Origin of the sequence: Haladaptatus sp. DJG-WS-42 (assembly GCF_037198285.1) — an archaeon.
Taxonomy (GTDB): Archaea; Halobacteriota; Halobacteria; order Halobacteriales; family Halococcaceae; genus QDMS2.
In genome coordinates this window covers 2,212,137-2,233,558 of sequence record NZ_CP147243.1, presented here as the reverse complement: position 1 = coordinate 2,233,558, position 21,422 = coordinate 2,212,137, and the positions used below count along the sequence as shown (strand labels likewise).

Genomic DNA, 21,422 nt, shown 5'->3' with positions numbered 1-21,422 from the left:
CGACTGAGCCAATCGCCGCTGACGAGCAGACACCGTCCCCACCCTCACCGACGTTCGACAGGCTAAAGCGGACACCTCAAGATTCCATCTGTATGGAGTTCCACGACGCCGCGAACTTTCTTTTCGACCTGCGGCGATTCACCCCACGGGCGGGTACCGAGGCCACGCGGGCCCTGCTCGACCATCTCGGCAGTCCCGACGATGACATTGACTTCGTGCAAGTCGCAGGGTCAAACGGCAAGGGCAGCACCGTTCGGATGCTCGAATCTACCCTCCGCGAAGCCGGGCTGTCGGTCGGGCTCTACACCTCCCCACACCTCGAAGATGTCCGCGAGCGCGTTCGCGTGAACGGGCGGATGATTTCGAAACAGGGGCTCATCTCGTTTGTCGAACAGACGAAACCGTATCTCACCGAAGCGGCTACGAACGGCGAGTCACCCACCTTCTTCGAGACGCTCACCGCGCTCGCCATTTGGGAATTTGCGAGACAGGACGTTGATGTGGCCATCCTCGAAGTCGGCATCGGCGGGAAGTACGACGCGACGAGCGCCGTCTCACCGATTGCAAGCGCCGTGACCAACGTCTCGCTCGAACACACCCAATATCTCGGCGGCACGGTCGAAGAAATCGCCACGGACAAAGCGCATGTCGCATCCGGCGTGAACCCGCTCGTGACCGCGGCTACGGGCACAGCGCTCGATGCGGTCCGCAAACAGGCAGGCGACATCGTCACCGTTGGCGACGACGACGCGGACGTGACAGTAGCCTACGACGGGCGTGATGGTCTCGAAGGGTGCGTCAGGCTCGATGGTCCCGACTGGCACGTCGAAGCGCTCCTCCCCGCGCTTGGCGACCACCAAGCGGCGAACGCGGGCATCGCAGTCGCACTCGCCCGACAGGTCGCAGCCGTTGACGAGAGCCCCATCGCACGCGGCCTCCGCAAAGCCCACTGGCCGGGGCGATTCGAAGTGATGAGTCAGTCGCCGCTCACCGTCCTCGACGGGGCGCACAACCCCGGCGCGTGCGAGGTCGTCGCTGACCTCCTTTCTGAATTCGAGTACGACAACCTCCACCTCGTGTTCGGCGCAATGAGCGACAAAGACCACCGTGGGATGGTGACAGCACTCCCGACGCCCGATTCCGTGGTCACCTGCCAACCCGACTTAACCCGCTCACAAGACCGGGCGGTGCTCGCGAGCATTTTCGAAGACGCAGGTGTCGCGGACGTGTCTCGTCGGAGCGCCGTCGAAAGCGCCGTCGAACTGGCGCTCTCGAACGCCGGACCGAACGACTGCGTCCTGATTACGGGGTCGCTGTTCGTCGTCGCCGAAGCCCGCAGACGCTGGACGCGAGCCGAGATTCCAAAGCGTATCGTGGACTTAGACGACGCCCGCAAAACACTCTCAGGCGCACACGTCACCGACCCCGGCGTCTGGCGGATGCGCGGGAAAGCCGTCCACCGCGTGCTCAAAACCCGCGTCCAGAAACGCCAAGCGCAGTACCTGAAAGAAGAGATGCTGTCGCTCGGCGGTGAGTGTGCATTGTCGGGCCTCAACGACCAAGACGACGAGACGTTCGATGTCGTGTTGATGGGAACGCTTGCGCAGTTCAAGCGCCTCGCCGACAAGCTCGACGGCCAACCCTACGGGCTCTCGCCGTTCGCAGACGACATCCGCGAGGCGCTCTCGATTCAGACGCGCCCCGAAAAACTCGGCTATCCGTGGGAAGACGGCCCCGTCGTCATGGGAATTTTAAACGTCACGCCGGACAGCTTCCACGATGGCGGCCGCTACGAAGCCATCGAAGACGCCGTTTCACGCGGGAAGGAAATCGTCGCAGAAGGGGCCGAAATCATCGACATTGGTGGCGAGAGCACGCGCCCGGGCGCCGACGAAGTGAGCACCGAAGCCGAGATCGCGCGGGTCGTCCCTGTGGTCGAACAGCTCGCAGCCCTCGACTGTCTCATCTCTATCGACACGCGAAAAGCGTCGGTGGCGCGGGCAGCCCTTGAAGCCGGTGGCGACATCATCAACGACGTGACGGGTCTTGAAGACCCAGAGATGCGCTTTGTTGCCGCCGAGTTCGACGCACCCGTCGTCGTCATGCACAGCCTCGATGCGCCCGTCATCCCCGAACACACTGTGGAGTACGACGACGTGGTCGAAGACGTCATCGCGGAGTTAAACGAGAAAGTGCTGCTCGCAGAGAAAGCTGGGCTCGACCGGCGGAAAATCATCGTCGACCCCGGTCTTGGCTTCGGAAAATCGGCTACAGAAAACTTCGAGTTGCTCGGGCGGGCGGGCGAGTTACACGCGCTCGGGTGTCCCGTCCTGATTGGGCACTCACACAAGTCGATGTTCGACATTCTCGGAGAGAAAGACGACGACCGCTTGCCTGCGACCATCGCTGGGACGACGCTCGCGGTCGAACGCGGCGCGGACATCGTGCGTGTCCACGACGTGAACGCAAACGTCGCCGCGGTTCGGGCGGCACAGGCGGCGCGCGACCCAACCAAATTCGAGTGAGCACACGACACTGGACTCGTAGTTCTCAACACGCAAACAGTTCTATTGGTTGGTGTTCTACATATTGTATGAGCACTATCCTCGAGTTCGTCCTCCCCTCGGAGTCGTTCATGTTTGGGTCTGCGCTCACGCAGTCAACGGGCATCCATATCGAACTCGAACGAATCGTCCCACTTGGCGAGCAACCGGTTCCCTACATCTGGGTGTCCGGCGCTGCGGCAGCATCGTTCGAGCGACTCGTCACGGCGTCGCCCGAGATTGAATCGCTCACCTTACTCGACCAGATTGATGACCGATTGCTCTACCGCGTTGTCTGTACGCAGCCCTCAGAGCGTCTGCTGACCGCCCTTCTCGAGACGGGTGGGACGGTTCTTGAAGCGCATGGAGACGACAGCTGGTTTTTTCGCGTTCGCTTCCAGAACCACGATTCAGTGACGGCGTTTCACACCGCCTGTGACACCTACGACATCCCGGTCGAAGTCGAGCGCATCGCCACGCTTGACGCGATAGAAGGCACAGACATGCCCGTCACACTCACTGAAGAACAGCAAGAAGCGCTCATTTTGGCCGTGAAAAAGGGCTACTTCGAAAGCCCTCGACTCGTGTCGCTTGACGAACTCAGCGACGAACTCGGCATCACGCCACAGGCAGTTTCAAAACGCCTCCGCCCGGCGATAAAGAAGACAATTTACCATTCCGTTCGCTCGCTTAACGGCAGTGATGTGCGCGAGCGGAGGTAATAAAACCGTTAAACAGACAACCGAAATAAACAAACATTTGGTGTGTTACTAGATACCTGCCCGCGCACAGACGCGTATGACTCGTGGGGTGTACGCAGACCGCGGGAAGCGAGGGCGTGTGTCTGGAGAGGATGCTCACACGTGGCGTCACACGCTTAGAGGGGGGCTGAACCATGTCCCACGCCCTCTCGTATTGTCGAGTTAAAAGAGCCCAGCATCGTCGCGTACCGCAGAATAACAGGTGAGATAGCGTTCGAGCATCGCGTCGTGACTGTACTTGAAAAAGCGCTCGTCTGTCGGTCGCGTGTCGAGCGACCCGGCTTCTTCGATTGCGTTTGCGATTTCCGGCGGTGAGGTTGCGCGAAAACCCCGTTTTAAGCCTTCGACGAGTTCGTGGGCCGCAGAATTGGTGTGGTACTCAACGATGCCGATACACCCACACGCGAGTCCCCAGAGCAGTTCGGTGGCAAACGGCGTCCGCGTGGCTGTGTGGGTGAACACGTGTGCGCCTTTGTAGTAGGCCACCCGCTCTGCGGGCGTGAGCGACCCGGTGAACGTGATCCGATCTGCGATTCTGAGGTCTCCAGCCTGTTGCTCGAAGGCTGCTCGATTCGGCCCATCACCGATGACGACTGCGTGCCAGTCGCGGTCACGAAGCTCTGCGAGCGCGAGAAACAGGCTGTCGAGGTTCGCGTGGTCATCCATGCGACTGGCGGTGACGACATCGACGCCATCGTTCGGGTCCGTGTCCGCTATCAGAGATATATCGACCCCCTGAGGGATGATTTCGACAGCCTCTGCAGACGCCCCGCTTTCTCTGACCCACGTGCTCACCATCCGTGAGGGCGTGATGACCGCCGTTGGCGCACGAGCCGGATACCGCCCGCGCCATGAGTCTGGTGGGTCGTCGTCGCCGTACCAATCGACCAGCACTGGCGTCCGCGAGAACAACGTTGTCAGTCGCGCGCCAACCACCTGTGCCGGTGGCGTCGGGGTGGCGTGGATGATGTCAGGGTTGAACGACGAGAGGGCAAACGGGAGTTTGGTCGCGAACGTGAGCGGGGCGGGGGTGTCGGTGACGGCGTGGTAGGTGACACCGTCTCGCTCGAACTCGGTTACGGTCTCACCCTCCCACCACTGGGTACAGAACACGGCAACCTCATGGCCCTTCTGTGAGAGCCCTTCTGCGACTCTGCGAACCCGGCGGTTGCCTGGGGTGTCTCGTCTATCGGTTGTGTGAGACGAGACGAACGCGACGCGCATACACCTCGGGACGAAATCAATTGATAAAAAACCACCCGAACGGCTTGCCAACTCTACATGACACCATTTCGATAAAAACGACTTTGCGGGCGAACGGAGAACCAGTCGTATGGTATATGATGTCGAGCGGTATCTCAATATTCGCAATGCGGGGTCGGCGTCGTTTGGCCCCCACGGCGAACTCGCCTTCTTGATGGACACGACGGGAACCTCCCAGATTTGGTCGCTGCACGAACCCGGTCGTTGGCCAGAACAGCGCACCTTCTACGACGAGCGTATCACCTTCGCCTCGTGGTCGCCCGAGAACCCGGAACTCGTCTTCGGCATGGACGAGGGCGGCAACGAGCGCGAACAGCTGTTTCGCCTCGACAGCGACGGCCGCATCACGGCGCTCACCGACACGCCGGATGCGAAACACTGGTGGGGCGGCTGGAGCCACGACGGCGAACGCTTTGCCTTCTCCTCGAATCGCCGTGAAGGGAGTGTCTTCGACATCTATGTCCAGCGCCGCAACGAGACGGGAAGCGACGCCGAGTTGGTGTACGAAGGCGACGGCTGGCTGACGGTGGGCGGGTGGAGCCCGGACGACACCCGCCTCATCGTCTCCGAAGCCCACTCCAGTTTCGACCAAGACGTGTACGTCCTCGACGTCGAAACCAGCGAGTTGACCCACGTCACGCCCCACGAGGGCCACGTTCGCTACGGGAGCGTCCAGTGGGGACCGGACGGCGAGAGCCTCTATCTCGTCACCGACCGCGACGCAGATTTACTCTTGCTCGCGCGTCTCTCGCTCGACACGCTGGAACTCGAACCCGTCGTGGAGGACGCCGAGTGGAACGTCGCCGGCGCGGCCATCGACGAGGACACCGGGCGCATCATCTACGCGAGAAACGTCGAAGGCTACACGGACCTGACTGTGGGCGACTTGAGTTCACCAACAGAAATCGAGGAGTACCCAGAACCAGTGCTGCCGCGCGGCGTCCAAGGCGGCATCAGCTTCAACGCAGACGCGAGCGCGTTCTCGATTACGGTCACAGGGAGTTCCGAGAACGCGAACGTCTACGTCGTGGACGTAGAGTCAGGCGAGGCAACGCGCTGGACGAACGCCTCGACTGCCGGGATTCAAAAAGACACGTTCCGCGAACCCGAAGTCATCCACTACGAGTCGTTCGACGGGCGCGAGATTCCGGCCTTCTTTACGCTCCCACAGGACGCCAAGTTGGGCGCAACGCCCGTTGTCGTGGACATCCACGGCGGCCCAGAGAGCCAGCGTCGCCCGTCGTTCAATCCGGTCAAGCAGTACCTCGTGAATCGCGGGTACGCCATGCTCGAGCCGAACGTGCGCGGGTCGACGGGCTACGGGAAGGCCTACACGCGCCTCGATGACGTGGAAAAGCGCATGGACTCGGTGGCGGATATCAAAGCCGCGGTCGAATGGCTCCACGCCCACCCAACGGTTGACCCAGAGCGCATCGCGGTGATGGGCGGCTCCTACGGCGGGTTCATGTCGCTCGCGGCGCTCACCGAGTACCCCGACCTCTGGGCTGCGGGCATCGACATCGTCGGCATTGCGAACTTCATCACGTTCCTGCAGAACACGGGCGATTGGCGGCGCAAGCTGCGCGAGGCAGAGTACGGCTCGCTCGACGCGGACCGAGAGTTCCTAGAGGAGATTAGCCCCATCAACAACATCGACGCCATCAGCGCGCCGTTGCTCGTCCTCCACGGCAAGAACGACCCGCGCGTCCCGGTCGGCGAGGCAGAACAGATTGCCGCAGAAGCGAGCAAACACGTCCCCGTCGAAAAGCGCATCTTCGACGACGAGGGCCACGGTTTCTCGAAGCTCGAAAATCGAGTCACCGCCTACACGACCGTCGCGGCGTTTCTCGACAAATACGTCTGAGGTGGGCACACGCGGGGCAAATGTAGCCCTCTACGAGAGGTTTTCTGTGCAAGTCGAATGAATCCACAGACGGGAACGGCGTGATTTTTCGCAAACGTAGTTCGTTATCGTTACAGGTCAGCTACCCACACATTTCCCGTTGTAGAAGACTTATTACAACTGGTTGTTTTGGGGCGGCTATGGCCGTCTCAGAACGCTCCCGAGAGCAGGTCGGGGAGCTTCTTTCTACGCTTTCGACGCAGTACGGGTCGGTGCCGGTAAACCAGACCACGACTGCGCTGCCGCCCGCCACCTACGAGCGCGCGTGCGAGCAGTTCGCCGCGGGGAGAGTCGTCTGTGCAGGCGTTCGTCTCGAAGACCCTGACGGACGTGTGTTACTGGTCAAAGAAGATGATGGGACGAACCGGTGGGCCGAACCCGGTGGCAGAGTCGGCGCAGACGAAACCCTCGAAGCGGGCGCAAAACGACTCGTGAAACGAACAACAGGCCTCGATTGTGACATCGACGAAGTCACACGCGTCTCGATTGTGGGTATCGGCGACGAACGAAACGTCGAACGACCCCCCGTGTATCAACTCCAACTCCTCTTTTCTGGCGTTCCAACTGGCGGTGAACTGCGTGAAGGCGACGGCGTTGCCGCCGTCGAATGGTGGACAAATCCGCCCGCAACGGTGTCTGACGCACTTCCAGCTTAGATAACGCCTGTAACGGTTGCGACTTCTATCGCGGCATCCTCGCTCACCCCATCGCCGAGTATCGTGTAGCGGTCGCGGATTTCGTGGGCCGTCGTCAGCGCTTCGATGACGGTTTCGGGGTCGATACCGAGTCCGTCTGCCGTCGTCGGCGCACCGAGTTTGTCGAGCGCGTCGCGGATGTTCTGCCACTGGCCGTGTTCGCCCGAGTGGAGATACTCGATGAGAATCGACCCGACACCGACCTGATGGCCGTGGAGCGCCGCCCCGGGTGTGAGACGGTCTAACTGATGAGAGAAAAGGTGTTCTGCGCCGCTCGCGGGCCGCGAGGACCCGGCAATGCTCATCGCCACGCCAGAGGAGACAAGCGCCTTTACGACCACCCACGAGGACTCTTCGAGGCCGGGTTTGATAGCGTCGATGCGTTCTACGAGCAACTCCGCAGTCATCTGTGAGAGCGCGCCCGCGTACTCAGAGTATTCGACGTTCTTCAGGCGGTGGGCGAGTTGCCAGTCTTTGACCGCAGTATAGTTAGAGATGATGTCCGCACATCCCGCGGTGGTGAGTTCCCACGGGGCGTTCGCGAGCAGTTCGGTGTCCGCGACGACGGCGAGCGGCGGGTCCGCGGCCACGCTGTGGCGGGTGTCGCCTTCCGGAACCGAACCGCGGCCGCTCACGATGCCGTCGTGGCTCGCCGCCGTTGGCACAGAGATGAAGCCGCGGTCGATGCGGTCTGCAGCCATCTTCGCGATGTCGATTGCCTTCCCGCCGCCGACGCCGACGAGGAAGCCTGCGTCCACTGCTTTGGCGGCGTCGATGACGCGCTGTACCTCCGCGAAGCTCGCGGTTTCAACGACGACGATTTCCGGCGAGAAGCCTGCGTCCTCGAACTGGTCGATGATTCGGTCGGCCGCGATCTTCCGCGGCGTCGGACTCGTGACGAGCACCGGCGTCCCACGCAGGTGGAGTTCTGAGACCGCCTCCACCGTCTGGTCTAAGACCCCGTGGCCCACCAGAACGTTTCGTGGCAGGCGAATCCACGACGACTTGGTAAACATACTATGACATGAACCGCCCGCCGTGATACCGTTTACTCTCTGTCGGCTGACGTGTGTTCAGATGGTGTCGAGAACCGAGAGGAGGCGCGCTTCATTTTCACGCCCGGGGTCGTGTTCGCTCCCGTCGCGGTCGCTTTCGAGGTGGTCATCGACCGTGCGTTCCATCGCCTCGCGCAGGGGCGTCGATTCCCAGCCAAGCGACGCCAGTTTCTCCGTCGCGAGGACGTGCGGGTAGTCGCGCCAGAGGATGAAATTTTCGGGCGTGAGACCTGCAATCGACAGTTCACGTGCGCCCGCGTGCACCACGTCGATGTCGGTATCGAGTGCGTCTGCCATGAGATGAAGCATCTCTTCTAAGGTCACGAGCCGCTGGTCGCCAACGTTGTACGCCTCGCCGGAGTCGCCCTCCTCTGCGACGATGCGCAGCGCGCTCGCCACGTCTTCGACGTACGCACGATGCCAGAGGTTCGTCCCATCACCCGGGATGATGACGCGGTCGTAGGTGCTGACGCGGTGAATCCAGTAGTCAAAGCGCTCGCCGTAGTCATCCGGGCCGTAGACGATGCACGGACGCACGCTCATGGCGTTTACACCGCGTTCTGCAGCCGCGAAGATGGCGCGGTCGCCCTCTGCTTTCCGCGGGCCATAGGATTCGGCTGAGTCCTCATCGGCCTGCTCGTTCGTGCAGTCACAGAGCCGGGTGACGCCCTCGCGTTTCGGGATTTCTTCGTCACCGTAGGCGCTCCCGCTCGAAATGTAGACGTAGGCGTCTACGTCCTCGAAAATGCGGGTTGCGGTGCGCACCTCGCGGGGCTTGTACGCCACGCAATCGATGACGACGTCCGGGTCGGCCTCGGTCGCCGCTGCGGCGAGTTCGGCGTCGTTCGTGCGGTCGCCCTGAATGTGTGCGACTTCCTCGCCAAACGGGTTCTCATGATTCCCGCGGTTGAAGATGGTCACGTCGTAGTCGTGAGAAAGGAGTTCTCGAACCGTCCACTTGCCGATAAACCGCGTCCCGCCGATGACGAGGGCTGTGTCCATGGCTGTTGCTGAGTGACGGGTGCGCAAAGTTTTGGCGGACGCGGTCAGTCGAAAAACTGGGGCGCTCTCTGTTCAGTCGTCAGAGAGCGCGATACCGTTTCCCGCATTCCCCTCCGCGTACTCCGAGGCGGCGCGCGGCAGTTTCGTGCGCACGTCCTCTGAATCGTGTTCTGCGATGACCTCGGCGTAGGCGTCGGGCATCACTTTCACGAACGAAGATAGCGTCTCCTCCCAGTTCGCGAGCAGCGCTTTGGCGCGCTCGCTGTCGGTGTAGGCCGCGTGATTCTCGACGAGGCGACGAAGCATGCGGCGGTCGCGCTCTGCAAGGTCGTTGTCGAGCGTGACCATCCCGGTGTTCGCCTTCTTTGCCAGCGTGTCGGTCTCATCTAGGACGTAGGCCACACCGCCAGACATGCCCGCGGCGAAGTTCTTCCCCGTCTCGCCGAGGACGACGGCGACGCCGCCGGTCATGTACTCACAGCCGTGGTCGCCCACGCCTTCAACGACGGCTTTCACGCCGGAGTTGCGCACACAGAAGCGCTCGCCTGCAATCCCGTTGATATACGCCTCGCCCTCGGTCGCACCGTAGAACGCGACGTTGCCGATGAGAACGTTCTCGTCTGCCTTGTACGACGCCGTCGGTGGCGTCTGGACGGCGATTTTCCCGCCCGACAGCCCCTTGCCGACGTAGTCGTTTGCGATGCCGGTCAGGTGCATCGTGACGCCGGAGGCGAGGAACGCGCCGAAGGACTGGCCTGCCGTCCCCTCGAAGTCGATGGCGATGGTATCGTCTGCGAGGCCGTCGCCCCCAAACTTGTTGGAGATGCGGTTCGAGAGCATCGCGCCGACCGCGCGGTCGACGTTCGTAATCTCGCTTTCGAGCACGACGGGTTCGCGCCGTTGGAGCGCGGGCTTCGCCTGCTTGATGAGTGCGTGGTCGAGTTGCGAGTCGATGTCGTGGTTCTGGGCTTCGGTCTTCGTCCGCACCTCCCCTGCGAGCGGCGCGAGCACCGACGAGAGGTCTACCTTCTTCGCCTTTGGCTGTTTCACGTCGGTGCGCTGTTTGAGCACCTCGACGCGACCGACCATCTCTTCTATCGTCCGGAAGCCGAGCTCGGCCATGATCTCACGAAGCTCCTCAGCGATGAACGTCATGTAGTTGATGACGTGTTGTGGCTCGCCGGGGAACCGGCGGCGCAGGTTCTCGTCTTGGGTGGCAACGCCGACCGGACAGGTGTTTTTGTGACACTGCCGGGCCATCACACAGCCGGAGGTGACGAGGCTCGCCGTCCCGAAGACGTACTCCTCTGCGCCGAGTAAGGCGGCGACGGCTACGTCGCGACCCGTCTTCAGCCCGCCGTCTGCGGTGACGCGGATGCGCGAGCGGAGGCCGGTCTGACAGAGCATCTGGTTGGCTTCTGCAAGCCCGAGTTCCCACGGCAGCCCAGCGTTCTTGATGGACGTGCGCGGACTCGCACCCGTCCCGCCCGAGTGCCCACTGATGTGTACGACGTCTGCGTTGGCCTTTGCGACGCCCGCCGCAATCGTGCCGATACCCGCCTCGGAGACGAGTTTGACGTTGATGTCGGCCGTGTCGTTTGCGACCTTCAGGTCGTGGATGAGCTGTTTCAAATCCTCGATGCTGTAGATGTCGTGGAGTGGAGGTGGGGAGATGAGACCGACGCCCGGCGTCGCATACCGGACATGGGCAATCATCTCGTTTACCTTCTGACCGGGCAGGTGGCCACCCTCGCCGGGCTTCGAGCCCTGTGCCATCTTAATCTGCAGTTCGTCGGCAGAGGAGAGGTAGTGGCTCGTGACGCCGAAACGGCCGGATGCGACCTGTTTGACGTTACACTCCTTTTCCGTGTCGAAGCGCTCTGGCGGTTCGCCACCCTCGCCGGTGTTCGACTTCGCGCCGAGGCGGTTCATCGCAATCGAGTTGTTCTCGTGGGCTTCCGGCGAGAGCGACCCGAGACTCATTGCGGCCGTCGAGAAGCGTTTGACGATGGACTCGATGGATTCGACCTCCTCGAGTGGAATCGACTCGCGGCTGTCGTCGAATTCGAGCAGGCCCCGAAGCGTCTGGAGTTGCTCGTTCTGGTCGTTCATCATCGCCGCGAACTCCTTGTAGCGCGAATAGTCGCCGCTGCGTACGGATTGCTGGAGCGTGCCGACGGACTGTGGGTTCCAGCCGTGGTGAATCCCGGTCGAGCGGTGTTCGTACTCGCCGACGCGCTTCATGTCGGCTTCCTCGGTGAACGCCGTCGAATGACGGTCGAGCAGGTCGGCTTCGATTTCCTCGATGCCGATGCCCTCGGTGCGGTTTTCGGTGCCCTCGAAGTACTCGGCGACGAAGCCGGAATCGAGGCCAACGGCTTCGAAGATTTGGGCGCCTTGGTAGCTTTCGACCGTCGAGATGCCCATCTTCGCCATGATTTTGAGCAGGCCGTCTTCGAGCGCGCCGATGTAGGCGTCGATGGCTGCGACAGGGTCTGCGCCGTCAGGGCCGGCGACGACGTCTGCGATGGTTTCGAAGGCGAGGTACGGGTTGATGGCGTCGGCGCCGTAGCCGACGAGCGTCGCCATGTGGTGTACCTCGCGGGGGTCACCGGATTCGATGACGAGGCCACAGTGGTTGCGAAGCCCGTTGCGCACGAGGTGGTGGTGGACGCCCGAGGTGAGCAAGAGGCTTGGAATCGGGACGCGCGTTTCGTCTGCGGCTTTGTCAGAGAGGACGACGATGTCGTGTGCTGCGGCCGCGTCGGTGGCCGCCTCGCGGACGGCTTCGAGCCCCGCTTCGAGGCCGGTGTCCGGGTCGTAAGTGGCGTCGATCGTCTTCACCGACAGCGTGTTGAGGTCGCGGATGGCCGCGAGGTGCTCGTCTTTGAGGATGGGCGAGTCACAGACGAGTTGCTTTGCGTGTTCTGGCGACTCAGCGAGCAGGTTGCGCTGGTGGCCAATGCGCGATTCGAGCGACGTGACCAGTTCTTCGCGGATGTAGTCGAGCGGCGGGTTCGTCACTTGGGCGAACAGTTGCTTGAAGTAGCTAAACAGCGGGCGATTGTAGTCAGAAAGCACCGACAGCGGCGTGTCGTCGCCCATCGAGCCGACGGGGTCTTTCCCCTTGCTCGCCATCGGTTCGAGCAGGTTGTCGAGTTCGTCGTACGTGTAGCCGAACATCGCCTGCTTGTTCCGGAGTCCGTCCGTGGTGGCTGCGTCCGGAGCGCCGAGTTTGAGGTCTGCGAGTCGAACCTGCTGGTCTGCGACCCACTGGCCGTATTTTGGGTCGATGAGGTCTGCGAACACCTCGTCGTCCGGGACGACGCGGCCCTCCTCGGGGTCTGCGAGGAACAACTGGCCGGGCTGGAGACGGCCGCGCTCTTTGATGTTCGATGGGTCGGTTTCGAGCGCGCCGACCTCGGAAGCCATGATGAGGCGGTTGTCGCCCGTGATGTCGTAGCGACACGGACGCAGGCCGTTGCGGTCGAGGACGGCGCCGACGCGGTCGCCGTCGGTCGCGGCGACGAGCGCGGGACCGTCCCACGGTTCGACGAGCGAAGCGTGGAAGTCGTACCAGTCGCGGCGGTCGTCGTCGATGTCCACCTTGCGCCACGCCTCGGGGATGAGCATCCGAAGAGCGTGGGGGAGTTCGCGGCCCTCTGCGAGCAGGAGGTCGAGAACGTTGTCAACGGACGCCGTGTCGCTCTGATTCTCGTCTGCGATGATGGGGCGAATCGTGTCGAGGTCGGCGTCGAGTACGTCGCTTTCTAGGTCGGTCTCCCGGGCGCGCATCCAGTTGATGTTCCCGCGGATGGTGTTGATTTCGCCGTTGTGAATCATCCGGCGGTACGGGTGGGCGAGGTGCCACGCACCGAGCGTGTTCGTCGAGAAGCGGGCGTGGACGAGCGCGAAGTTAGAGGCGACGCGGTCGTCTGCCAAGTCGGGGAAGTAGCCAGCGAGCTGGTCTGCTTTTAACAACCCTTTGTAGACGAGCGTTTTGCGGTCGAGCGAGCAGAGATAGAAGCGGTCGCTCCCCTCGATGTCGGCGGCAGCAACGGCTTTTTCGACCGCGCGGTGAGAGACATAGAGGCGGCGGTCGAAGGCGTCGTCTGAGATGTCTGCAGATGGTTTGACGAACACGTGAGCGACGTGTGGCTCGGCTTCGAGCGCGGTTGCGCCGAGAGCTGCGTTATCGGTGGGTACGTCGCGCCACGCGAGCACGTCCAACCGTTGGTCTGCGAGGGTCTCTTCGACGACGGCTTTGACGGCGTCGCGGGCGTCAGCATCCTGTGGCAAAAAGAGCGAGCCGACGGCGTAGGTGCGTGGGTTGCCGAGAGGTGCGTCAACCTCGTCGGAAAAAAAGTCGTGTGGAATCTGCAGCATGATGCCAGCGCCATCGCCCGTGTTCTCCTCTGCGCCGGTGGTGCCGCGATGTTCTAAGTTTACGAGCAGTTCGACCCCATCTGCGACGACGGAATGGTCTACGCCGCCGTCTAAGTCCATAACGACGCCGACGCCACAGTTTGCCCGGGCGTCGGTCGGGTCCGCAAGGCCCCGTACCAGTGGGGACTCACGGCTGTCAGGTGAGAGGTTAGCCATGTGCCATCCGTGTGCATTCGACAATAAGAGGTTACCCCTCAAGGACTAAGGGACTGTTTAACTCACTTAATTGGATATATATGCCACTATATTGTTCTAATTCCTCATGGGCAGGCGTCGCGTGCGAGGCGAAAAAAGCTGAAAACGTCCCGAAAATCGCCGCAAATCAGTACGATTTGGCGAAATATGCCGTCTCGTGGGCGGCTTCACCACAGATAGCGCAGGTGTCACCGATTGGTTCTTCGTCCCGGTCGAGAGGAACCATGACGATTTCCGCAGAGATGGTATCCTTAATTTCCGTCTCACACGACTCGTTGCCACACCACGCGGTCTTCACGTAGCCGCCGTGCTGACCAATCGTGCCGAGGATTTCGTTGCGGTTTTCCGCCTCGCGGATGTTTTCGTGCAGGTTCGCTTCTGCAGTGGCGTAGAGCTTGTCGTAGATGATGTCGAGGTGTTCTTCGATGGTTTCGACGAGGTCGTCGTCGTTGTCCTCGGTGACGTTCTCGCCGTCGGGACGGTGGACCAGCGTGACTTCCTCGTCTGCGACCTCGTAGCCGCCGACTTCGATGCGCAGTGGCACGCCCTTCAGTTCCCACTCGTTGTACTTGAAGCCGGGATTGCGCTCGTCGCGGTCGTCGAGTTCGACACGAATGTCGCCCGCGTCGAGTTCGTCGGCGATGGCCTGTGCATAGTCGAGCACTTCCTCGCGGTTGTCCTCGTTCCAGATGGGGACGATGACGACCTGCTCTTGGGCGATGGTCGGCGGGACGATGAGCCCCTGGTCGTCTGAGTGCGTCATGATGAGCGCGCCGAGTGCGCGCCACGACAGCCCCCACGACGTGGTGTGGGCGACCTGCTCGACTTCGTCTTCGTCGGTGTAGGTGAGGTCGAATGCTTCGGCGAAGCTCTGGCCGAGGTAGTGGCTCGTCGCACCCTGCACCGACTTGCCGTCGGGCATGAGCGCCTCGGTCGTCGTGGTGGTGTGCGCACCTGGGAACTTGTCGTGGTCCGGTTTCCGGCCCTTGAGGACGGGAATGGCAAGCACGTCGGTGTAAAGACGCTCGTACTGGTCGAGGCGCGTCATCGTCTCGTCCCACGCTTCGTCTTCGCTCTCGTGGGCGGTGTGGCCTTCCTGCCAGAGGAACTCCTTGGTGCGGAAGAACGGCTTCGTGTCCGTCGCTTCCCAGCGGACGACCGAACACCACTGGTTCAGGCGAAGCGGGAGGTCACGGTGGCTGCGGACCCACTTTGCCATGTACGGCGCGATGATGGACTCACTGGTTGGCCGCACGGCGAGGCGTTCTTCGAGTTCGTTGTGGCCGCCGTGGGTGACCCACGCGACTTCCGGGTCGAAGCCTTCGACGATGTCCTTCTCGCGTTCGAGGTAGCTCTCGGGGATAAAGAGCGGGAAATATGCATTCTGTGCGCCGGTCTCTTTGAACCAGGCGTCTAAGTTGTCCTGAATACCTTCCCAGAGGGCGTAGCCGCGGGGCTTCGTGACGATGAATCCGCCCATCGGCGCGTAGTCCGCGAGGTTCGCCTTCTGAACGACCTCGGCGTACCAGTCGCCGGGGTTGTGCTCCTTGCTTTCTGTGACACCGAGTTCCTGCTCTCCGCTCATTGATAGAGCAGTGACGGAGGCCGCTATTAAACCCGGTGTTGTTGCGATATGGCCGACGACGGCCCTGTCAGTCGGTCACGGAAAACGGGCTTTCGCCGTCGGTCCACGGCCACCCCGGCAGGCGCGTCTGGAAGCCCGCGGCGAGTGCGGCGTCTAAGTCGTCCGCGCCCGCGACGCCTGCCGTGTGCGTGTGCACGTCCGCGTAGTGGAACGTGGCCTGCCCGAGGAGGTGCAGCGGTTGGTTGCCCGCAAGCATCCCTGCGAGCTCGCGCCCGAGCAGTTCGTCCACGACGAAACCCGGGTAGTCGCCCTCACAGTCAAGGTCGCGGAGGATGGCGATGATGGCCGCGACGTTCACCGCGAGGTCGCCGTCTGCGAACACCGCTGTGACTGCCTCGTGGTATTCGGGTTCGGTGATTGGTTCGACGTGGACGGCAAACTGTTCGCCTAAGTCTGCTCTGACGCGGTTTATGAGCGGGACGATGGTAGCTGCGCGTTGTTGTACCCAGTCGCGTTCGTCGCGCACTGCCCCAGGAGTGAGTCGCATAGCAGAAGATAGACGGGAGATAGCTACAATTTTGCGAAGGCTTTTATAACTAAGAAGTGTTACCGAGAATTACGTGCGGGTTTTCCGGACTCTTCCCGCAATCTCCGATATCAGGTTCGGAGAGCACTGCTCGGTTCGGTAGCGGATACGACCTACACAGTACCTGTTATGCTACACAGTTTACGTACTGAGAATGCCACTCTGGGTCACGTCAGCGGCGAGGTGACACAGTGAGCGACCGGTATCCATGGCACTCGCCGTCGGCGTGTCCCCGTGCAGTGGGTAGATGGAAAACCCCCCACACAAATTGCAGCCAATTTTAACCTATGAGTACTGTAGAACGGCAACTTGAGGATTTGAAAGAAACGATTACGAGCGAACTGCCGAGTAACATCACCGTCTCCGACGTCAAATACGAAGGGCCGGAACTCGTCATTTACACTCGCGACCCGAAGGAGTTCGCCCAGAACGGCGACCTCATTCGCACCCTCGCAAGCAAGCTCAGAAAACGCATCACGGTGCGCCCCGACCCCGACGTACTGACCCCGCCAGAGAAGGCGCGCGAACAGGTCATGAACGTCATCCCCGAAGAGGCGGGCGTCACCGACCTAGACTTCCACATCGACACGGGCGAAGTCGTCATCGAAGCGGCGAAACCGGGCATGGTCATCGGCCGTCACGGCTCGACGCTGCGTGAGATTACGCAGAAAGTGGGCTGGACGCCGGAAGTCGTTCGCACCCCACCAATCGAGTCCTCGACGGTCTCGAACGTGCGCAATTTCCTGAAACAGGAACGCGAAGAGCGCCGCGACATCTTAGAGCGAATCGGCCGCCAGATTCACCGTCGCGAGATGTCCAAAGAAGACTGGGTTCGCATCACGACGCTTGGGTGCTGTCGCGAAGTCGGCCGCGCAAGCTTCCTGCTCTCGACCCCAGAAACGCGCATTCTCGTGGACTGTGGTGACAAACCGGGCGCAGAAGACGAAGTGCCGTACCTCCACGTCCCCGAAGTCACGCCGCTCAACTCGATTGACGCGGTCGTCCTGACCCACGCCCACCTCGACCACTCCGCGCTGCTGCCCCTCCTGTTCAAATACGGCTACGACGGTCCCGTCTACACGACGGAGCCAACCCGTGACCTGATGGGCCTGCTCCAGCTCGACTACTTGGACGTGGCCGCGAAAGAAGGTCGCACGCCGCCGTACGAGTCCGAGATGGTTCGCGAGACGATCAAGCACACCATCCCGCTCGAATTCGGCGACGTGACGGACATCGCGCCGGACATCAAACTCACGCTCCACAACTCCGGGCACATTCTCGGAAGCGCCATCGCCCACTTCCACATCGGCGACGGCCTCTACAACGTGGCGTTCTCCGGTGACATTCACTACAAGGACACGCGCCTGTTCAACGGCGCAGTAAACGAGTTCCCGCGCGTCGAAACGCTCGTCATGGAGTCCACCTACGGTGGTCGCAACGACTACCAGACCGACCAAGCGGACTCAGAAGCGCGTCTCATCGAAATCATCAACGAGACCCACGAGAAGGGCGGCAAAATCCTGATTCCGGCGTTCGCGGTCGGTCGCTCACAGGAAATCATGCTCGTGCTGGAAGAAGCCATGCGCAAGGGCAAGATTCCGAAGATGCCCGTCCACTTAGACGGGATGATTTGGGAGGCAACCGCGATTCACACGACCTACCCAGAGTATCTCCGCGACGACCTGCGTGACCGCATCTTCCACGAGGACGAAAACCCGTTCCTCGCCCCCGAGTTCAACCACATCGACGGCGGCGAAGAAGAACGCCAGGACGTCACCGACGGCGGTCCCGCCATCATCCTCTCGACCTCCGGGATGGTCACGGGCGGTCCGATCATGTCCTGGCTCGAACATCTCGGCGGCGACGACCGCACGACGCTCGTCTTCGTCGGCTATCAGGCACAGGGGACGATGGGCCGCCGCATCCAGAACGGCTGGGACGAAATCCCAATCAACGACGGCAACGGCCGCTCGAACACGCTCAAACTCAACATGAGCGTCGAAACCGTGGACGGGTTCTCCGGCCACGCAGACCGCAAGGGGCTGATGGACTTCGTGCGCACGATGAACCCGCGCCCAGAGAAAGTGCTCTGTGTCCACGGTGACGAATCTTCGACCCAAGACCTCTCGTCTGCGCTCTACCACGAGTTCAACATGCGCACCTTCGCGCCGAAAAACCTCGAAACGTTCCGCTTCCTCTAATCAACACGCCGTTCGACAATCACGTGGTCGCGGTACGTGACCACTACTTCTTCGCGCTGATTTCTCACGACCACGTCGTAGTCTACGTCACCACGCCCCTCGTCTCGCGGCTGTTTTGCGACCAATTCCACCGAAACCCGTAACTCGTCGCCGGGTCGTACGGGTTTTCGCCACCGCAGTTCGTCTATCCCCCAGCCACCGGCAAACGCCAACTGCGAAAACAGCTCATCCACGATGGGTCGGAATGTCACCGCGCAGGTGTGCCAGCCGCTTGCAACGAGGCCGGAGAACGGACCGTCTGCGGCGGCGTCTGGGTCTGTGTGAAACGACTGTGGGTCGTACTGCTCTGCAAACGCGATAATATCCGCCTCCGTGAGCGAGACGGGGCCAACCGCTGTGACTTCACCGACGGCCAAGTCTTCGAAATAGCGCAGCGTCATACTCCTTGCTTGTCGCGTGTTATCAAAGGTCTCTGGTTAGCCGAAGCCGTTACGTGCTCGGGTACGTAGAGGCGAGCACGAACAAATGTCCCTCACGCGACGACAACTCCTCGTAGCTGGTGGCGCATTCGGAACCGCAGCCCTCGCCGGGTGTCTCGGCGGCGGCGGCGGTGGTGACAGCTACCAGCTCGAAGACGGCCGCAGCGACGCTGCCCTCGACAAACCCGCTGCAAATGCCCCGCTCCCCGAAAACCCGGGTGACCACACCTACGCGCTGATGGGGTCTGCGTCCGCCCCGAAAATCACCTACTTCGGGAATTGGAAATGTCCGGCCTGTAAGTTTTTTTCGACCGACGACCCGCGCGCGCTCGGCCTCTCACAAATTGTGACTGACTACGTCGAACCGGGCGACCTCTCGCTCGAATTCCGAGCGCTGTCCTACGGCAGCGACGGCAGTCCGTTCCTCGGAGAAGACGCCCCACGCGCCGGCCGCGCCGGACTTGCGATTTGGCATCTCGACCCCGAACACTACTGGCCGTACCACGAGTACGTGTTCTCGAACCAACCAGAAGAGAAAGAGCAGTGGGCGACCGTTGAAAACCTCGCCATCCTCGCAGAGGAAGCGGGCGTTGGCCCTATTGACGAACTCAAATCCGCCCTCGAAAACGGCGAGTACGAAGACGAGGTGAAAGCGACCACGGACGCCGCTGGCCAAGCGGGTGTGAGCGGCACGCCGTCGCTCGTCATCGACGGGCAGGTTTACTCGCCGTTCGAAGCCGAAAAGACGCGAAACGCGCTCGACGCGCTCGTCAATGGCGGCAACTGAGTTCGCGCCGAAACACCTGCTCGCCGCGGCGACAGCCGTCGCCACGATAGCCACGCTCGGCAGCCTGTATCTGAGCCTCGGCCTCGGGCTCATCCCGTGTGAACTGTGCTGGTATCAGCGCATCCTGATGTACCCGCTCGTCGTGATTCTCGGCGTTTCGACGCTCGAATCGCGCGTAGAGGCGTTCAAGATGGTACTCCCGCTTTCGGTGCTTGGACTCGGCGTCGCGGCGTACCACTCCTACATCCAGTTGGTGCCGGATTTCACCGCTGGGTGCAGTTTCGGCCCCGGCGCGACTGGCTGTACCAGCGTCCAGTTCAAAGTCGCCGTCTTCACCGTCCCGAACCTCTCGCTCATCGCGTTCATCCTCATCACGGGCCTCGTCGCGGTGGCCGCGGTCCGCCGCTGAGTCGAAGCGCCTACGGCCCCCTCGCTCGTTTTCGCCGTCATGAGCAACAACCTTGCCGTCATTTTCGCCCTCGTCGCCATGGTCTCGTGGGGTATCTGGGCTATTTTTGCAGATATGGCCACCCAGTCGCTCGAACCCGAGGTGGCGATGATTGTCTCCTACCTTGTCGGCATTGCAATCGCGCTCGGGTACGTCCTCGCCCTCGGCAAGGACCTCTCTGTCGGCGGGTCTGGACTCACGTTCGCCATCCTCGCTGGCGTGTTCTCCGGCATCGCCGCCGTTGCCTTCTACGCGGGCCTGAGCTACGGCCGGACAGGAATCGTAACCACCGTGAGCGCGCTCTACTTCGTCGTCGCCGCGTTGCTCGGCGTGCTGGTTCTCGGAGATTCGATGGATCTGACTGACATCGCTGGCGTCGGCTTCGGCGTCCTCGCTGTCGTGATGCTGGCGCGTTAGGCGGCGTCTGCGGGGTCTACGAACTCGCCAGCTACCGGATACACACCAATTTGGTCACACAGGTCTGCCAACGGGCACGCGTCCGGGTCGTCCAGACACGCCGGTTTGCGAGCGGTACAGTACTCACGTCCGAACTGGATGCTCGCGGTGTGGCCGAAGCCGCACTTTGCTGCGGGCACGTCGCGTTCGAGCACTTCTCTGACTTCCTCGTGGTCTGCGTCGGGTGGCGCAATCCCCATCCGTCGATAAATCCGGTGGATGTGCGTATCGACGGGAAACACGCCATCTCTGCCGCCCGCAAAGAGGAGGACACAGTCTGCGGTTTTCGGGCCGACACCGCGGATGTCGAGCAGCGCGGGGCGAACCGTGGCAGGGTTCTCGTCTCTGACGAACTCGTCAAAGGCGGCGGCACTTCCGTACTCGTCGAGGATGCGCGAAGCGGCGTCGATGATGACCGTCGCCTTCTGGTTGTAGAGGCCCGCTGACTTGATTGTCGCTGCGAGGTCGTCGTGGGCGGCGTCAGCGAGAACCGCGGCGAGGTCCTCTTTGCCGTAGCGGGCGACAAGCGAGTTGTGCGCCGGCTGACTGGCTACGTCGCTCGTGTTCTGGCTCAAAATGGTCCGGACGAGGCAGGTGAAGGCATCTTGGCCGCCGTACTGTTTTTGCCAGTACAACCCACCGAGCCGGTCGATGACGGCTTCGGCGCGCGTGGCTGGCTCACCGCGCGGGAACTCGACGGCTCTCCCGTCGCCCTCAATCCCACCGCTGATGTTCTGTGCGGGTTCCTCCGGCATGGTACTCAGTTACTCATTGAGGGTCAACGGTCAGTTGGCAGAACTGGGTGTCCACGCGCACGCCGCACCGGTCGTCAGGTGATTCTCCTCGATGTAGCTGGTGAGACAGGCGTAATTGCAGAACTGCCCGGCTTCGACTCGATTCCCAGCTTCAAGTTCCTCCACGAACACCGGGTCGTGTTCTGCGACGTTCTGACTGCAGTAGGTACACGCACTGGTCATGGCTTAGTGTAGGTGCGTCGAGAATGAAGGTGTTTCTCCG

At 61.8% G+C, this 21,422-nt stretch carries 17 protein-coding genes; 8 read left to right on the top strand and 9 right to left on the bottom strand.

Annotated features, from left to right (window positions below; translation table 11 throughout):
• Positions 1-92: 92 nt before the first annotated feature.
• Both folP and V5N47_RS12045 read left to right on the top strand, forming a co-directional pair.
• A complete protein-coding gene (gene folP / locus V5N47_RS12050; protein WP_338727809.1) occupies positions 93-2,525 on the top strand; it encodes a dihydropteroate synthase in 2,433 nt (810 codons plus the stop codon).
• A 68-nt stretch (positions 2,526-2,593) separates the two neighbouring features.
• A complete protein-coding gene (locus V5N47_RS12045; RefSeq protein WP_338727808.1) occupies positions 2,594-3,265 on the top strand; it encodes a helix-turn-helix domain-containing protein in 672 nt (223 codons plus the stop codon).
• 201 nt (positions 3,266-3,466) lie between these two features.
• On the opposite strand, the gene V5N47_RS12040 is transcribed toward V5N47_RS12045, so the two are convergent.
• On the bottom strand, positions 3,467-4,528 hold the full coding sequence (locus tag V5N47_RS12040) for a glycosyltransferase family 4 protein (RefSeq protein WP_338727807.1): 1,062 nt from the start codon (positions 4,526-4,528) through the stop codon (positions 3,467-3,469).
• Between the two features lie 109 nt (positions 4,529-4,637).
• Here V5N47_RS12040 and V5N47_RS12035 point away from each other — a divergent pair, with 109 nt between their 5' ends.
• Complete coding sequence (locus V5N47_RS12035) at positions 4,638-6,431, top strand: S9 family peptidase (protein ID WP_338727806.1); 1,794 nt, start codon at positions 4,638-4,640, stop codon at positions 6,429-6,431.
• A gap of 179 nt (positions 6,432-6,610) precedes the next feature.
• On the top strand, positions 6,611-7,126 hold the full coding sequence (locus V5N47_RS12030) for an NUDIX hydrolase (protein WP_338727805.1): 516 nt from the start codon (positions 6,611-6,613) through the stop codon (positions 7,124-7,126).
• Here V5N47_RS12030 and V5N47_RS12025 read toward each other — a convergent pair.
• From V5N47_RS12025 to V5N47_RS12005, 5 genes are all read right to left on the bottom strand, one after another.
• On the bottom strand, positions 7,123-8,181 hold the full coding sequence (locus tag V5N47_RS12025) for an NAD(P)-dependent glycerol-1-phosphate dehydrogenase (protein WP_338727804.1): 1,059 nt from the start codon (positions 8,179-8,181) through the stop codon (positions 7,123-7,125). The genes V5N47_RS12030 and V5N47_RS12025 overlap by 4 nt on opposite strands.
• Positions 8,182-8,238: 57 nt before the next feature.
• Positions 8,239-9,222 carry an NAD-dependent epimerase/dehydratase family protein gene (locus V5N47_RS12020; RefSeq protein ID WP_338727803.1) on the bottom strand — a complete coding sequence of 328 codons (984 nt, stop codon included), beginning with the start codon at positions 9,220-9,222 and terminating at the stop codon, positions 8,239-8,241.
• A 72-nt stretch (positions 9,223-9,294) separates the two neighbouring features.
• Positions 9,295-13,824, bottom strand: coding sequence for a glutamate synthase large subunit (gltB, locus tag V5N47_RS12015; RefSeq protein WP_338727802.1), 4,530 nt, complete (start codon positions 13,822-13,824; stop codon positions 9,295-9,297).
• 166 nt (positions 13,825-13,990) lie between these two features.
• Positions 13,991-15,448 (bottom strand): proline--tRNA ligase, encoded by a 1,458-nt coding sequence (gene proS / locus V5N47_RS12010; protein ID WP_338727801.1) that lies wholly within the window; start codon positions 15,446-15,448, stop codon positions 13,991-13,993.
• A gap of 67 nt (positions 15,449-15,515) precedes the next feature.
• Entirely contained in the window at positions 15,516-15,995 is a 480-nt protein-coding gene (locus V5N47_RS12005) for a hypothetical protein (RefSeq protein ID WP_338727800.1), read from the bottom strand.
• A 326-nt stretch (positions 15,996-16,321) separates the two neighbouring features.
• Here V5N47_RS12005 and V5N47_RS12000 point away from each other — a divergent pair, with 326 nt between their 5' ends.
• Positions 16,322-18,235: a beta-CASP ribonuclease aCPSF1 gene (locus tag V5N47_RS12000; RefSeq protein WP_338727798.1), complete on the top strand. Its 1,914-nt coding sequence runs from the start codon at positions 16,322-16,324 to the stop codon at positions 18,233-18,235.
• On the opposite strand, the gene V5N47_RS11995 is transcribed toward V5N47_RS12000, so the two are convergent.
• On the bottom strand, positions 18,232-18,675 hold the full coding sequence (locus tag V5N47_RS11995; protein WP_338727797.1) for a MaoC family dehydratase: 444 nt from the start codon (positions 18,673-18,675) through the stop codon (positions 18,232-18,234). The two genes, V5N47_RS12000 and V5N47_RS11995, sit on opposite strands and share 4 nt — an antisense overlap.
• An 85-nt stretch (positions 18,676-18,760) precedes the next feature.
• Between V5N47_RS11995 and V5N47_RS11990 the strand changes: the two genes are divergently transcribed.
• The 3 genes from V5N47_RS11990 to V5N47_RS11980 are packed head-to-tail and all read left to right on the top strand — an operon-like array spanning position 18,761 to position 20,366.
• Positions 18,761-19,501, top strand: coding sequence for a thioredoxin domain-containing protein (locus V5N47_RS11990; RefSeq protein ID WP_338727796.1), 741 nt, complete (start codon positions 18,761-18,763; stop codon positions 19,499-19,501).
• Entirely contained in the window at positions 19,488-19,910 is a 423-nt protein-coding gene (locus V5N47_RS11985) for a disulfide bond formation protein B (protein ID WP_338727795.1), read from the top strand. Before V5N47_RS11990 ends, V5N47_RS11985 begins: the two co-directional genes overlap by 14 nt.
• Positions 19,911-19,949: 39 nt before the next feature.
• Complete coding sequence (locus V5N47_RS11980; RefSeq protein ID WP_338727793.1) at positions 19,950-20,366, top strand: EamA family transporter; 417 nt, start codon at positions 19,950-19,952, stop codon at positions 20,364-20,366.
• Here V5N47_RS11980 and nth read toward each other — a convergent pair.
• The gene (gene nth, locus V5N47_RS11975) at positions 20,363-21,160 is read right to left on the bottom strand and encodes an endonuclease III (protein WP_338727792.1); all 798 of its coding nucleotides are present in this window, start codon (positions 21,158-21,160) and stop codon (positions 20,363-20,365) included. The genes V5N47_RS11980 and nth overlap by 4 nt on opposite strands.
• A gap of 30 nt (positions 21,161-21,190) precedes the next feature.
• Entirely contained in the window at positions 21,191-21,382 is a 192-nt protein-coding gene (locus V5N47_RS11970; protein ID WP_338727791.1) for a hypothetical protein, read from the bottom strand.
• Positions 21,383-21,422: the final 40 nt, after the last annotated feature.